Source organism: Mesotoga prima MesG1.Ag.4.2 (genome assembly GCF_000147715.2).
In the GTDB taxonomy this organism is placed as follows: domain Bacteria; phylum Thermotogota; class Thermotogae; order Petrotogales; family Kosmotogaceae; genus Mesotoga; species Mesotoga prima.
Map to the genome: position 1 here is coordinate 2555578 of NC_017934.1, position 12945 is coordinate 2568522.

General features: G+C 43.2%; 12 protein-coding genes and 2 pseudogenes. 6 read left to right on the top strand and 8 right to left on the bottom strand.

What is annotated here, in order from left to right:
* Positions 1 to 546 precede the first annotated feature (546 nt).
* Positions 547 to 1215, top strand: a pseudogene (locus THEBA_RS11725) (ISNCY family transposase); the annotation flags it as partial.
* A gap of 56 nt (positions 1216 to 1271) precedes the next feature.
* Here the strand turns inward: THEBA_RS11725 and THEBA_RS11730 are convergent.
* The 5 genes from THEBA_RS11730 to dapA form a co-directional block, all read right to left on the bottom strand.
* Complete coding sequence (locus THEBA_RS11730) at positions 1272 to 2027, bottom strand: IclR family transcriptional regulator (protein WP_014731728.1); 756 nt, start codon at positions 2025 to 2027, stop codon at positions 1272 to 1274.
* A gap of 26 nt (positions 2028 to 2053) precedes the next feature.
* Positions 2054 to 3349: a TRAP transporter large permease gene (locus THEBA_RS11735; protein WP_014731729.1), complete on the bottom strand. Its 1296-nt coding sequence runs from the start codon at positions 3347 to 3349 to the stop codon at positions 2054 to 2056.
* Positions 3340 to 3870, bottom strand: a complete 531-nt coding sequence (locus tag THEBA_RS11740; protein WP_014731730.1) for a TRAP transporter small permease — start codon at positions 3868 to 3870, stop codon at positions 3340 to 3342. Before THEBA_RS11740 ends, THEBA_RS11735 begins: the two co-directional genes overlap by 10 nt.
* A gap of 65 nt (positions 3871 to 3935) precedes the next feature.
* Positions 3936 to 4937, bottom strand: coding sequence for a DctP family TRAP transporter solute-binding subunit (locus tag THEBA_RS11745; protein ID WP_014731731.1), 1002 nt, complete (start codon positions 4935 to 4937; stop codon positions 3936 to 3938).
* 35 nt (positions 4938 to 4972) lie between these two features.
* Complete coding sequence (dapA, locus tag THEBA_RS11750; RefSeq protein ID WP_006490028.1) at positions 4973 to 5890, bottom strand: 4-hydroxy-tetrahydrodipicolinate synthase; 918 nt, start codon at positions 5888 to 5890, stop codon at positions 4973 to 4975.
* Positions 5891 to 6278: 388 nt separating this feature from the next.
* On the opposite strand from dapA, the gene THEBA_RS11755 reads away from it, so the two are divergent.
* Complete coding sequence (locus tag THEBA_RS11755) at positions 6279 to 6551, top strand: hypothetical protein (protein WP_147431760.1); 273 nt, start codon at positions 6279 to 6281, stop codon at positions 6549 to 6551.
* On the opposite strand, the gene THEBA_RS15010 is transcribed toward THEBA_RS11755, so the two are convergent.
* Positions 6548 to 6715 carry a 6-phosphogluconolactonase gene (locus THEBA_RS15010; RefSeq protein WP_147431759.1) on the bottom strand — a complete coding sequence of 56 codons (168 nt, stop codon included), beginning with the start codon at positions 6713 to 6715 and terminating at the stop codon, positions 6548 to 6550. The two genes, THEBA_RS11755 and THEBA_RS15010, sit on opposite strands and share 4 nt — an antisense overlap.
* A 187-nt stretch (positions 6716 to 6902) precedes the next feature.
* Positions 6903 to 7520: pseudogene (locus tag THEBA_RS11760) on the bottom strand (IS1634 family transposase); the annotation flags it as partial.
* Positions 7521 to 7743: 223 nt separating this feature from the next.
* On the opposite strand from THEBA_RS11760, the gene THEBA_RS11765 reads away from it, so the two are divergent.
* Positions 7744 to 8466, top strand: a complete 723-nt coding sequence (locus THEBA_RS11765) for a hypothetical protein (RefSeq protein WP_014731732.1) — start codon at positions 7744 to 7746, stop codon at positions 8464 to 8466.
* 221 nt (positions 8467 to 8687) lie between these two features.
* On the opposite strand, the gene THEBA_RS11770 is transcribed toward THEBA_RS11765, so the two are convergent.
* Positions 8688 to 9680, bottom strand: a complete 993-nt coding sequence (locus tag THEBA_RS11770; protein WP_014731733.1) for a LacI family DNA-binding transcriptional regulator — start codon at positions 9678 to 9680, stop codon at positions 8688 to 8690.
* Between the two features lie 251 nt (positions 9681 to 9931).
* Here THEBA_RS11770 and THEBA_RS11775 point away from each other — a divergent pair, with 251 nt between their 5' ends.
* The 3 genes from THEBA_RS11775 to THEBA_RS11785 all read left to right on the top strand — a co-directional run bounded on the left by THEBA_RS11775 (position 9932) and on the right by THEBA_RS11785 (position 12930).
* Positions 9932 to 11179 carry an ABC transporter substrate-binding protein gene (locus tag THEBA_RS11775; RefSeq protein WP_014731734.1) on the top strand — a complete coding sequence of 416 codons (1248 nt, stop codon included), beginning with the start codon at positions 9932 to 9934 and terminating at the stop codon, positions 11177 to 11179.
* A gap of 61 nt (positions 11180 to 11240) precedes the next feature.
* The gene (locus THEBA_RS11780; RefSeq protein ID WP_014731735.1) at positions 11241 to 12116 is read left to right on the top strand and encodes a carbohydrate ABC transporter permease; all 876 of its coding nucleotides are present in this window, start codon (positions 11241 to 11243) and stop codon (positions 12114 to 12116) included.
* The gene (locus tag THEBA_RS11785; protein WP_006490014.1) at positions 12109 to 12930 is read left to right on the top strand and encodes a carbohydrate ABC transporter permease; all 822 of its coding nucleotides are present in this window, start codon (positions 12109 to 12111) and stop codon (positions 12928 to 12930) included. The genes THEBA_RS11780 and THEBA_RS11785 overlap by 8 nt, the downstream gene beginning before the upstream one ends.
* Positions 12931 to 12945: the final 15 nt, after the last annotated feature.

Here is a 12945-nt window from a genome sequence, read left to right on the forward strand (position 1 = left end):
ACGTATTATATTCCCGAGCATTTGTGAAAAAATCATTATCAACAGTCATTCAGTCATTGGTTGCCCTTATCCATTAGTGGTTGCAATCCAATCTGTTCATAAATGCTCACGGGAAAGAGAAGAACGTCAGCGTCCACGCATGCTTTTGTAGAAGTCTTATAATGAAGGCAATCACAAGATATTTTAAGTTGAGAAGAAAGATAGGAGTTGATGCTCAGTTCTTTGTGGAATCTACCTCGGAAGAGAGAACCGATGTGCGTTTAGTTAGACTTTCATCCATTTTTTTTGATGAAGCAAGCCTCTTACAAAACTCTCTAATAGATCACTGCAGATATCTGATACTATGGAGGCTCGAACGAAGAATTATTGGCAATCAAGATTGTAGTAGGTGCGTTTGCTCGAACTCAGAACGGATTGGAAAACTGAGACCTCCAAAAGACTCGGGACGATCAATTTGTTGCGCCGGAGCGATTATCAAATCCACCAAGAGAAAGGATCGTCAGTCTATCCAGCTATTATTTCAGGTTAATGATTGATTCTGATAGGGGTAATAGCTCGGGAAAATTCTGTTATAGCCTGAATATGGTGGATGTTGCCAGTGGTTGGAGTATCGTTGCACCGATAAGGAACAAGGCTCAAAGATGGACTCTCGAAGCTATAATTGCATTGAGAGAGTTACTTCCTTTTCCTCTTTTGGGAATTCATTCCGACAATGGCTCGGAGTTCATTAACGCTCATTTGTATAAGTATTGTTTGGATGAAAGATTGGTCTTTACCAGAAGCCGGAGTTACAACAAGAACGACAATCCTCATGTGGAACAAAAGAACTGGTCTTTGGTCAGAAGGGCCGTTGGCTATTACAGATATGACACTTTGGAGGAACTGAGTATCTTGAATGAGCTATATGAAAGCTTGAATCTCTACAACAACCATTTCCAGCCTACTCAAAAGATGATTGAAAAGACCAGAGATGGTACAAGGATAGTGAAGAAATACGACAAGTTCGCTACTCCTTATGAAAGAGTGCTTAACTCTCCCTGGATTGACTGTACAAAAAAAGATGAGCTTCGTAAGGTTCACGAAGCCCTAGATTTATACAAACTCAAGAGTAATATAGCACATTCTCAAGAATCACTGGTTGACATACAGATAATGAAGTCCAAATCTAACTCAAAGGGAGGTGTTCTTAATCTCCTTCATCTCGACTTCGAGTAGATTTTATTTTGATGCATTAACTCTCTCTTGAGTAGATTTAATTATGATGCATTGCCTCATTGCTGTAATCCATGCCCAAGTGCTGAAGAGATCCTTGACACAACCTTCTTGAGGAGATCGGAGTATTTCTTCATAACTTCCTCTTCCATCCGGAAGATAGGACCGGATATGCTTATCGACGCTACAACTACGCCCGATGAATCAAATATTGGAGCTCCGACACATGCAATACCGTCTTCATTCTCCCCCTTATCGAAGGCCGTCCCTCTTGATCTTATCCTTTCCAGTTCTTCCCTGAGCTTGGCTTTGTCTGTTATTGTCTTCGAAGTCTGGGGAATAAGGTCAAGAGTGTCAATAAGTCCTTCGCGATCAGCCTCGGGAAGAAAGGCAAGTATCGCCTTTCCCACGGCGGTACAGTAGAGAGGCGCACGTTTTCCTATGTATAACTTGGTGTGGAGCGACTTAAAGCTTTCGAAGCCTTCAATCGAGACAACCTCCGTTCCGTCGAGTATGCCCATGTGTATCGTTTCTCCAGTCTGAAGGTGGAGTTTCTCCATTTCGGCAAAGGCCACATCCTTCAGTTTCATTGAAGAGAGATAAAGACTTCCTAGCTCAAAAAGCTTGATCCCTATTCTATATGTGGGTGTCTGGCTATCCTTTTTAAGAACATGTTCTTTGCAGAGGGCCTCCGCGATTCGATACACGGTTGCCTTGGGCAAACCGCTCTTTTTAGTCAGATCATCAAGACTCAGTCTCGATTCTTCAAGACTGAATGAACTGAGAATTTTGACGATCCTTTCAACACTCTGCATATAAACCCCTCGACTATGATCTGACCTTAATGCGCATACCCAAGCAATCTTGGAAGCCACAAAACGAAATCGGACCAGTAAGTAATTATTACAAGTCCCATAACTTCTATCGGTATCCAATATTTTAGCATCTCTTTGAAGACCTTTCCGACGGGAGTTTTGCTGATAGCACTAGTTATGAAACCGGTTTGTCCGTAAGGAGGCGTATCCAGCGCAAGCATAAGGTTGAAAGTGGTTACGATTCCGAAATGAACGGGGTCTATCCCTGCAGCCCTCACAAGTGGAAAGACGATCGGTATAATTACCAGCTGTATGACCGATACGTCGAAGAACATTCCAAGGATGAAGAAGAGAACATTAACACTCAAAAGAAGCACCCAGGCACTTGACAGAAGGCCCATATCCACGAATGCATTAGTGAGCAACAGCGGTATCTCTTCTCTTGCTAGGACATATTTCACAACAAAGGCGCCGGCAATCATGAAGCTTATTGCGCCAACGTTGTACACTGTCTTTAGCATTATCTTTCGTAGCTTCTTCAATCCAAGCGTGCGATAAATGAAGATGCTAACGAGAATTGAATATGCAGCCAGTACCGCCGCCGATTCAGTCGGTGTGAATATGCCGCCATATATTCCAGCAAGCAAAATGACTGGGGCGAGCAAAGCCGGGAACGACCTAACGAAACTCCTGGCAATTACCTTGAGTGGGTATCTCTGCCCTTTGGGATAGTTCCTTTTCTTTGAGAGGTACAAAGCCATACCGGCCTCGATAAAACCCAGAAAGAGCCCCGGAACAATTCCCGCCAGAAATAGGTATCCGAGCGAAGTCCCTGTCAGCATAGCATAGATAACCATGGGGATACTGGGAGGGATCAGCGGCGAAATCGTTGCCGAAGCGCACGTTACCGCGCAGGAGAATGGACCGTCATAACCATCGTCCATCATCGCTTTTATCTCTATTGTTCCGAGACCTGAAACATCAGCTATTTCCGATCCGCTCATTCCCGCAAAGATAATGCTGGCGCCAATGTTTGCGTACGCAAGTCCACCCCTTACACCTCCCAAGAGTTGCTTCAAAAAGCCAAAAAGCCTGTCAGTAATCTCAGTATCATTCATAACGTTCGCGGCAAATATGAACATGGGAACCGCAAGGAGAACGTCCTGGGCCCTCAGTTCGATTGCCATTATGTCTAGGAAGATTCCCAGATCCATTCCGGAAGTAATGAAGTAGGCAAAGCCCCCCATGATCATCCCAAAGGCTATCGGATACCCCAGAGCGAAGGTTGCACCAAATATAATAAAAAAGAGTATCAATCCCATGGTTCAACCTCCTTAGCAAATGTCTTCCCGGAAATGAGTTCCAGGAAGCTCTTCACTATCCAGATCACGTTGTGAATGAACGTCAATACCATGAAAATCGGAAAGCACATGAAGAGATATGTCCAGGGTATTCTGAGAACCTCTGATTTTATTATTTTGTAAAAGATCACATCGCCAAGCACTGGCCCCAGAGAGACCAGAAGGACTATGCAGAAGAAAAGGTCGAACACTATCTGGAGTATCAGCTGCACCTTCCTGGAAAACCTAAGGAAGAGAATATCGAACTTTATATGAGCATCGAACTTTCTTGCGTAAGGGGCGCCCAGGAATATCGTCCAGATGAAACTATATTGCGCTATCTCGAATAGCTCCGGGGAGGGACTGCTGAATACATACCTCAAAATCACCTGGAAGAAAATGCTGAGGAACAGAAGCCCGAGAAAAATAGTCCCGCCCCAAGATTCAATTAGATTCAGCAGAATTTGTAATGTCTTCAAAAGCGACAAGAATATCTTTTTCATGACAACCCCCAAAACGATACCCCGGACCGGTTGTCTTCCCGGTCCAGGGTAACTAGCTCATCTTTCTAGTTCAGAGGATACGACTGGATCGTCTCATACATTCCTTCGCCCCAGGCTTTGTCAAACTTCTCATCTGAGTAGAAATCCCTCGCCAGATTCATAAAGGCTTCTTTGTCGGGCACGATTATCTCCATGTTGTATTCATCTACAAACTGCTTCAGAAGCTTTGATTCCTGCTCCAGAACAAGATAGTTCATGTAGTAGCGGGCAACTTCAAGCGCTTTAATAATGTAAGTCTTGTACTCGAAAGGCAGAGACTGCCAGAACTTCTCGTTAATCACAGGGTTGATCATTCCTATAGAATGATCTGTTAGGATTATGTACTTCGTTACCTCAACAAACATTGCCGAGAGATCGGTGGGAAGCGGATTGTCTTGACCGTCGATAGTACCTAACTTGAGTGCTAGATATACTTCTCCGAAGCCCATTGGAGTAGGATTGCTTCCGATTGCGCGTCCCATGTCCATGAAGGCCTCGTTATTTGGCATTCTGATCTTCATGCCTTTGAGATCTTCCGGCTTGTAAACGGGACCAGCCTTTTCGGTTGTGTTGAGCTGCCTCATACCGAGATACCATGTATCCAGAACCCTCATTCCGGTGTTCGAGGCCAGTTCATCGAACCATCCCTTTACCATCGGGCTGTTCATGACGGAATACATGTGGTCAAGGCTCTTGAAAATGTAGGCTGCATTGAGCACTCCCATCTTAGGCATATTCCCAAGATCGGCGAACCACGATGGCGCTCCATCACCGGCCATCTCGAGGTCTCCCCTCATTACTGCCAGCAAAGATGTCTGCTGATCTCCGAGCTGACCTGAATGGAAGACCTTGACAACTATTTTGCCTCCACTTAGATTCTCGACAACTTCGGCAAACTTATTCATTGCAAGGACCTGCGGTTGAGTCGGTGCAGCCACCGTATTGAAGCGAATTGTATAGGTCTCCTCAACGGCAAAGCAAACGAACACTGTGAGCAGAAGGAAAACTAAGATAAATGCCTTTTTCATCGCCAAACCCCCTTTCGGTTTTTTGTTCCTGAAAGTCAGGAGATTTTTCCAAACTTTCTGAGTGTATCTTTCAATACTGCCACTTCGTCTTCTTCGATTTCCATTAATGGTGGCCTTACACGTGCGACATCAAGTCCGGAGTGTAATGCAAAGGCCTTCTTCACCGCCGGCAATGGATTTACTAAACGCCTGTTCCTTCCAAAGAATGCGCTGAACAGCGAATACAACTCTTTGAAACTGCCAGTTGCTTTCGTGGCGTCGCCTGAAAGGAATTCCTCGATCAGATTTCTCATCATATCGCCGATAACGTGGGATCCTCCGCTTATCACACCAATTCCTCCCTGGCTCATGACAGAGAGAACCATCAGATCATCGCCGGAATAGACAACTATCTTTCCCTCGGTTGCTTTCAAGAAGGCAGAGGTTTGCAGAGGATTTATTCCCGCTTCATCCTTGACCGCCACGATATTCTCAAATTCGGTGAGTTTTGCAAGGGTAGAAGGATCAATGTTAGAAGCAGTGAAAAGCGGGATATTATAGACCATTATGGGAAGATCCGTGTTCTTGCATATCTGAGAGAAGTGATAATAAATTCCTTCCTGTGTAGGGTGACAGTAATAAGGCACAACAACCATAGCTGCATCATAACCGAGTCTCGCCGCTTCTTTTGTCAACTCAATTGTTTCGTGAGTGTTAGCAGTGCCCGTACCGGCTATAAGCGGCACCCTTTCTCCGACCTCTTGTTTGACCTCTGCGAAGAGTCTAACTTTCTCTTCAAAACTCATCGAATAGAATTCCCCATTTGTTCCGGCTATCACCAGAGAATCGCAATAGTTCTTACTGATCAAGTAACTGGCAATTCTTCTTGTCATTGGATAGTCAATGGAATAGTCAGCTGCAAATGCTGTGCTCATTGGTATGAGGATCCTTCCAAACTTGCCAACAACGTCCATAAATACGCCTCCTAATATTTCATTTAATGAAACGTGATTTCTTTCAATGAAATTTTATTCCCTTGTGGGTCATTTTTCTAAACTCGTTGAGGTCTATTCTGGACTGACTAGAATCGCAGGCGATCGATTAATCCCAACATTTATCGAATTCCTCCGCAAAGGCAGTCTTTTGTGATTCTATTTTCGTCCGAATAGAGCTTTTTCAGCTTATCACGCTAATCACAGGAACTTTATTTAAAGAAACGGGAATCGAAACACTGTTATTTTTCTCAGTGTCAGAAGTTGATTGAGCGAAATCTCTTTGCTCTAAATGAAGGACCTGCGTTTATTGGAAATTGATCGAAGTGATGGTTACGGATCTTACGAGAGTGAACAGGAAGTTTTCTTAATGAGAGTGAAAGTGAAGGAGAAATACGCTTCAAGGGTTGTCTCTTCAGGAAGAAGATCTTTCTTCGAGTTCGATGAATATTGGGGATCTCAACTTCTTTCAAATGATTTTGGAATCCGTCATGAAGACTGCGAGAGAAATTTATATGGCAGAGATCGAGCTGCGTCTTTATCCAGCAGCCAGACTAATCTACCTTCCTCGGGAGAAATCTTTGAGACCGGCAGTTCGGAATCTTTGTCAAGAAAGACCTTCTTGACGATATCGGCCTTCTAGACTCCCGTGCCCAAAACGATGACATTCCTGGACTGATTCAGTGCTCGAAGACCGAGAGTAATCCTTTTTGAAGGCCTCTCGTCATAAGTTCCTTCAGTGGGAAGAACAAGGGAACGGACATCGCTAATTTCCTTCGACCCGGGAAAAAAACCCAGTGTGCCCATTCTCTCCAAACCCTAGTATGACAAGATCGAAACTTACGTCACACCCTCTGAAGTAATTTATCGGCTCGTTTCTATATTCGGAGACAGCCTCTTATTGAGAGAGTTCACCTCTGATCCTGTGGATGTTTTCGTTGGGAATACAGATCTTTCTAAGCAAGAGTTCATTTGCTGCCGACATTCCCGAAAATTATAACGAGGGTGATTTCACCCCCAGCTTGACATAGATATCCTTCTGCTTTTTAGTGGCTTCTCCGATCAAGCGGCCATGTTCGGGAGACTCAAACCTTTCAATGGTGTCAAGTTCGTCAAGGAGATCTTGCAATGTCCAGTTCTCGAAGAGACCGGTGTCCTGCATCTTCTTCTTTATGTAGGAAAGATAAATCAAGGCGACAAACTCGACAAACAGCTTTCCATTCAGTGATAGTTCAGATGAAACCTGCATTCTACGGAAATTCAACCGGTCTTTTAGGTTCCCAAACCCCTTTTCCAGTATGTCTTTACTGCGATAGAGAGATAAGGCCTCGAAGGGATCGTTGACTTCATTGGAGAGCAGTGCGAAATAGCCATAGTTTCTTGCCGCTTCACGCATCGCCTCTTCATTCGGTGTGATTTTCCTGGATTTACTGGAAACAGTAAAGTATTTGTCGTAGTCCTTCATGCGGTATTCTTCACGTGTGTTGTTTACCAGATCATTGTATAGTCTGCTCAGATAATCGTTCATCTCTGCCTGATCTTTGGCGGCCTTCTCGCCATTGTAGAAAAGATGAAGATATGCCCGTCTATTCGAGCTGAAAAGGAGATCACCAGATTCTTCAATCCGTGCTAAAACAACTCAAAATGATCAATTAGAAATAACCTTGACAAAAAGCCCCAAAAAAGGATTCAACCTCGTCCCCCATATTGAATATTGTTTTCAATTGCTTTGAGGAGCCTTATCACGAATGAGGAATAAGAACGTTAAACCATTTCACATTCCTTCCACTTACAGGTTCTTATAATAGTCTTAGTCTCAAATGGAGGTGACAGAAATGAAGAAGATAGCAGTTCTCTCGATCCTAATGCTGATTTTAGGAGTAGTGGCCACAGCTTCTCCCGGTTTTAGAAATGATATGGATGGGGAGATTTTGGAACTACGTCTGCAAATCCAGATTGCAAATGCAATAAATGCAGCCAACCTCTCTCCTGAACAGCTGGGTCAAGTGTACGATCTCGCAAAATCCACCCGCGACGAACTCGAAGCTCTAAAGGAAAGAGTCACAAATACTCTTGAAGAAACTCTGGAAAAAGCAATCTCAGGCGAAGAAGCGACTTTTCCAGAAATTGATTCAACCAGGACAAGAATGCAGTCGATAGTCGAGAATTATCTGAGCGGTCTGAAATCAGTTATCACGGTCGAACAGGCCGAGAATCTTGCTGAATACTTCAGAGAAAGGCCATTAGCCAATCGTTCTGAAGTGCATGAGAAAAATGCACCCATTATAGGGAGAATCGAAGAAAGACTTCCGGAGATTGAGGAACAGATGAGACAGCAGTTCAGAAATCTCCCTCCCGAAGCTCAGGAACGCCTCAAGAATCTCGATGTTGACGAAAGAACGAGAGTCATGAAAGAGAAGATGACCGACAGGCTCAATGCCAGCAGACCAGGTATAGTTGAGAGACCCGTGCAAAACAAATTCACTACTCAAAGACTCGCAATGGTACTTCTGTCTGACGAAGCGCTAGAAGTAATGGAGAAGATGCTCGGCCAGTAATAACTTTAACGAAGAAAGCTTTTCCGGCCGGGGACTGCGAATGTCTCCGGCTGTTCATTTTGATAACCCTGGTGTTGAAGATAGCATTACTTTTAATCTTGACTACTTAGGGATTCCGATTTCTCGGAAAGAATTAATGCATCTGTATTTAGAAAAATCGCGTATTCAAGAGAATCTTCATTTCTTCATAGAACCAGCAAGACAAACGGCATATGAAGCAACTAAGTTTCTCTTATTACCAAAGATACGTTCAGTACCTCTCTTTTCACTGACTTTCTTACTCCTCTGATCCTTTGATCCAACAACTTCACAGCCTCGAATCCTTCCATATCTTTGTCTATTCTGATGGATGTTAGTTTTGGAGAGAAAATAGAGGAAAAGATAATGTCATCGTATCCAATTACAGATATCTTTCTAAGCAACGACTCATCTATGCTCCTTAGAGCATTGATAGCTGCAAAGGCTCTAGTGTCATTGAAACAGAAGATACCATCGAAAGGAATTGACTCTGAAAAGATAGATCTCACTATCTTGAAAGTATTATCGTAATCCGTAACACGATCATTTATTACTTCATAGTACACTTTCTTATCCTCGGCAATCTTTACAAAACCCTTTTCCCTCTCACTGGAAGCAGAACCGGAATCTCTGGAATTGATCATCAGAAGACGAGTTGCTCCACGAGATACCAAATACTCTCCAGCAAGCTCACCGCCATGGTAGTCGTCTGTAAAAACTTCATCTACATCAAGTTCTTTGTAATCTCTACCGATTACTACAACCGGGAATTGACGCTTGACTAGATCTTTAGCATAAGAGATCTCGGGATTGCTTGGGACAATTATTATCCCTCCAACTCGATGCTCAAGAAGCATGTTTACTGCACTCCTAGCCTCTGCAGATCTCAATTTAGTGTTGATCAAAATCATTCTATAGTTGTACTTCGATATACCTTTCTCAATTCCCTGTAGTATCTCAGAAAAGAACGGATCGTACTCAGCCTCGAAGATAACTCCAATTGTCGTGCTTACATTATTTCGCATAAGCGTAGCTGTAGCGTTTCTTACATAGCCTAACTCCTCAATCTTCTTAAGCACTCTCCTTCTAGTCTCTTGCGAAACATCTGGATGCTTGTTGATTACCCTCGAAACTGTGGAAGTTGAAAGATTAAGGTCTTCAGCAATCATTTTAATGGTAGCGTAGTTCTTCTTCAAAGCATCACCTCATTACTGGACCAAGTAATATTATTCTATCAGAGTTTTTCGGTGTGGAAAGATCGCGCTAAAGCAAGAAACAGTGTAGTTATCGAGATAGACGGCGTCTCACTCGATGAGATTAGTTATGGCTGGTTTTGATTGAAACGAAAACTATGATAGAATCAGGGTGGTAACGCACCCGGGAACGTTCTCAAGTGATGGAATTTCGGACAGGACTACAACTGATAATCCAAGAAGGAGGTTTCATTATGTCAAGAAGACTGTTGGTATTGATCCTGGTGGTGACTCTTGCTTTTTCTGGCATCCTAATGGCAAAAACGACACTCGTCATGTGGGACCAGCTCGCAGCAACGGAAGACATAGTCAAGATGTTCAACGAAAAAATGAAGGCAGAAGGAAAGGATATCGAAGTGAAGCTTGAGCTGATACCTTACGACCAAATGGTTCCGAAGTTCATGGCGGCCCTCTCCGCTGGAATTGCTCCTGACCTCTACGGAATGGATCTTGTTCAGTTTCCTTTCTTTATTTCAATCGGCGCGTTCACTGATATTACGGAATGGGCCAAAGAACTACCTTTCTTTGATGAATTAACGAAAGGAATGCTAGAAATTGGCATGAAGGATGATAGGATATACGGATTGCCTTACCAGATTGACCTATCAACAATGCTTTGGAATAAGGGCCTTTTTGAAGAGGCAGGTTTGGATCCTGAACAGCCACCTCAAACGTGGTACGAACTTGTCGAAATGGGGCAGAAACTAACCGTTGACAAAGATGGAGACGGAATCATTGATCAGTGGGGATTCAACCTTGCAGGTGGCGGAGCTGGCGCTTATATGTTCTGGTTCATGCCCTTTGTCTGGGGTAACGGCGGAAGAATGTTTGATGATGAAGGAAACGTAGCGCTAGATTCTTATGAGACAGTTCAAGCTCTACAGTTCTGGGCGGATCTTGTTCATAAGCACAAGATTGCTCCTGTTTCATCTGTCCAGTATGGTTCTGGCGACAGGTACAATGCGTTCGTTTCAGGGAAACTCGCTATGTTCCTCGGCGGCAACTTCAACATAACGTCTCTGCTACAAGATGCACCTGATATGGAATTTGGAGTAGCTATGATCCCTAAGAACAGAGGGGAATTCGCTTCTTTCGGTGGTGGAAGCCTTCTCGGAATAACCTCACAAAGCAAAAATGTTGAAGCGGCGAAAGAATTCATGGAATTTGCGTTCTCTGAAGAAGCCCAGGTCGGTGCCTTCGCTCCAAGTCTACAGCTAGTGGCGAGACCTAGCCTTTATGATAACGAATACTACAAGGACATCCCCCAGATGATGCGTTTCGCAGATATACTTGGCATAGCGCAAACTCCATACACTGTTAAGTACAATGAAATCTATGATCCAGTTGGTTATTACTTTGAGAGCGTCTTTCTAGGTCAGATGGATGCAGAAACAGCAGTAAGAGAATGCACAAAGGAAATAGAGAAGATACTTGCAGAATAAATATTTCTTCCCTCATCGGGATGGCATTTTACCATCCCGATTTTTTTAGGAGGAACCGCCAATGAAACAGAAGACAAGGAAGGGATTATTTGGGTTCATATTCCTTCTTCCAGTTATTGTGATGATTAGCATATTTTTCATCTATCCCTTGATTAAGGTAGTGTTGATGTCATTCCAAGAATGGAAGATAATGGGGGGATCGAGTTTTGTAGGTTTGTCAAACTACAAGAAGGCACTCGTAGATGATGAGTTCTGGAAAACCCTTTGGAACACCGTAATCTACGCAATAATAGTTACCCCAATGATTTTTGTTCCTGCAGTTTTGCTGGCCAACGCTTTGAAAAAGACTTCACGTTCCACAAAAATTTTCAGAACGATTTTTTTCATACCATATGCGATTTCCTTTGTTGCTGCTAGTTATATTTGGCAATGGATTTACAACGATTCCTATGGAATACTGAATTACATTTTAATATCTCTTAACTTGATAGGCCAACCAATAAACTGGCTTGGGCAGACATGGTTGTCAAGAGTTATGGTTTCCATAATGGTTGCATGGAAGACTCTTGGATTCACTATGATAATTGTCATTGCAGGGTTGCAGGGTATTTCCCCCCAGATTTATGAAGCAGCCTCGATCGATGGGGCGGAGAAATCACAAGTCTTTAGGTACATAACGCTTCCTCTTCTTCGTCCTACACTGGTACTGGCTTTGATTCTTTCACTGGCTGGTTCCTTCAAAGCCTTCGATCACTTCTACATAATGACTAAGGGAGGCCCACTAAAAACTACAGAGACTATTGTAATGTACATAAACAAAATCGGATTCGAATTTTACGACATTGGATTTGGCTCGGCGGTGTCGGTAATATTCTTGGGAATCCTGCTTCTCATTAGTTATTTGCAGTTGAAGGCGGGAGGATTCCAGAATGAGTAAGAAACTCTTCATTACGTTAATCATAATCTCGATAATTTTCGTAATACCGATCTACTGGGCTGCGATAACTTCCTTTAAACCCTCGAGTGAAGTTTTGTCATATCCGCCCAGTTTAGTACCGAAACAACCAACCTTAGCCCAGTTTACGAAGCTCTTCACGGCCGGGGATTCCATATTCACAAGATATGTATTAAATACTTTCATCCTTTGTGGATTAAGTATAGGGATGGTTCTGATACTTAGTATAATGGGAGGTTATTCCTTAAGCAAGCTCGCTTTCAAAGGTAGCAATATCATCTTTGTGATAATCCTGTCTATAATGATGGTCCCATATCAGTCTCTTCTGATTCCCTTGTATGATCTGATGAATGCGATGGGACTTCTAGATTCGTTGTTTGGTGTTTCGCTTATTTACACAACTTATTCCATGCCTTTCTGCATTTTTATGATGAAGAATTACTTCTCTTCATTGCCAAATACTCTTAGGGAAAGCGCCCTTATAGACGGGGCTTCAGAAATGCGAATACTCTTCAAGGTACATCTACCGCTTGCGCTCCCTGCAATTGCAACTGTAATAGTCTATGTATTCTTGATGACCTGGAACGATTTTATACTCGCTCTAAACTTCACCAGCTCAAATGACGTTAGAAACATACAGGTTGGAATTACCTTATTCGCTACAACTAGATTTACGCGCGATTGGGGACTTATAAACGCTGGCGCAACATTCAGCATCATACCCAGTATTCTTGTGTTCCTTCTCCTGCAGAAATACTATGTAGAAGGCATGACAGCAGGAACTAACAAAGAATAGAAAAGCTTTATGAAT

Excerpts from the sequence above, each read along its gene's own strand:
- THEBA_RS11730 (WP_014731728.1), bottom strand. The coding sequence starts at position 2,027 with ATGCAGAGTGTTGAAAGGATCGTCAAAATTCTCAGTTCATTCAGTCTT.
- THEBA_RS11735 (WP_014731729.1), bottom strand. The coding sequence starts at position 3,349 with ATGGGATTGATACTCTTTTTTATTATATTTGGTGCAACCTTCGCTCTG.
- THEBA_RS11740 (WP_014731730.1), bottom strand. The coding sequence starts at position 3,870 with ATGAAAAAGATATTCTTGTCGCTTTTGAAGACATTACAAATTCTGCTG.
- THEBA_RS11745 (WP_014731731.1), bottom strand. The coding sequence starts at position 4,937 with ATGAAAAAGGCATTTATCTTAGTTTTCCTTCTGCTCACAGTGTTCGTT.
- dapA (WP_006490028.1), bottom strand. The coding sequence starts at position 5,890 with ATGGACGTTGTTGGCAAGTTTGGAAGGATCCTCATACCAATGAGCACA.
- THEBA_RS11755 (WP_147431760.1), top strand. The coding sequence starts at position 6,279 with ATGAGAGTGAAAGTGAAGGAGAAATACGCTTCAAGGGTTGTCTCTTCA.
- THEBA_RS15010 (WP_147431759.1), bottom strand. The coding sequence starts at position 6,715 with ATGGGCACACTGGGTTTTTTTCCCGGGTCGAAGGAAATTAGCGATGTC.
- THEBA_RS11765 (WP_014731732.1), top strand. The coding sequence starts at position 7,744 with ATGAAGAAGATAGCAGTTCTCTCGATCCTAATGCTGATTTTAGGAGTA.
- THEBA_RS11775 (WP_014731734.1), top strand. The coding sequence starts at position 9,932 with ATGTCAAGAAGACTGTTGGTATTGATCCTGGTGGTGACTCTTGCTTTT.
- THEBA_RS11780 (WP_014731735.1), top strand. The coding sequence starts at position 11,241 with ATGAAACAGAAGACAAGGAAGGGATTATTTGGGTTCATATTCCTTCTT.
- THEBA_RS11785 (WP_006490014.1), top strand. The coding sequence starts at position 12,109 with ATGAGTAAGAAACTCTTCATTACGTTAATCATAATCTCGATAATTTTC.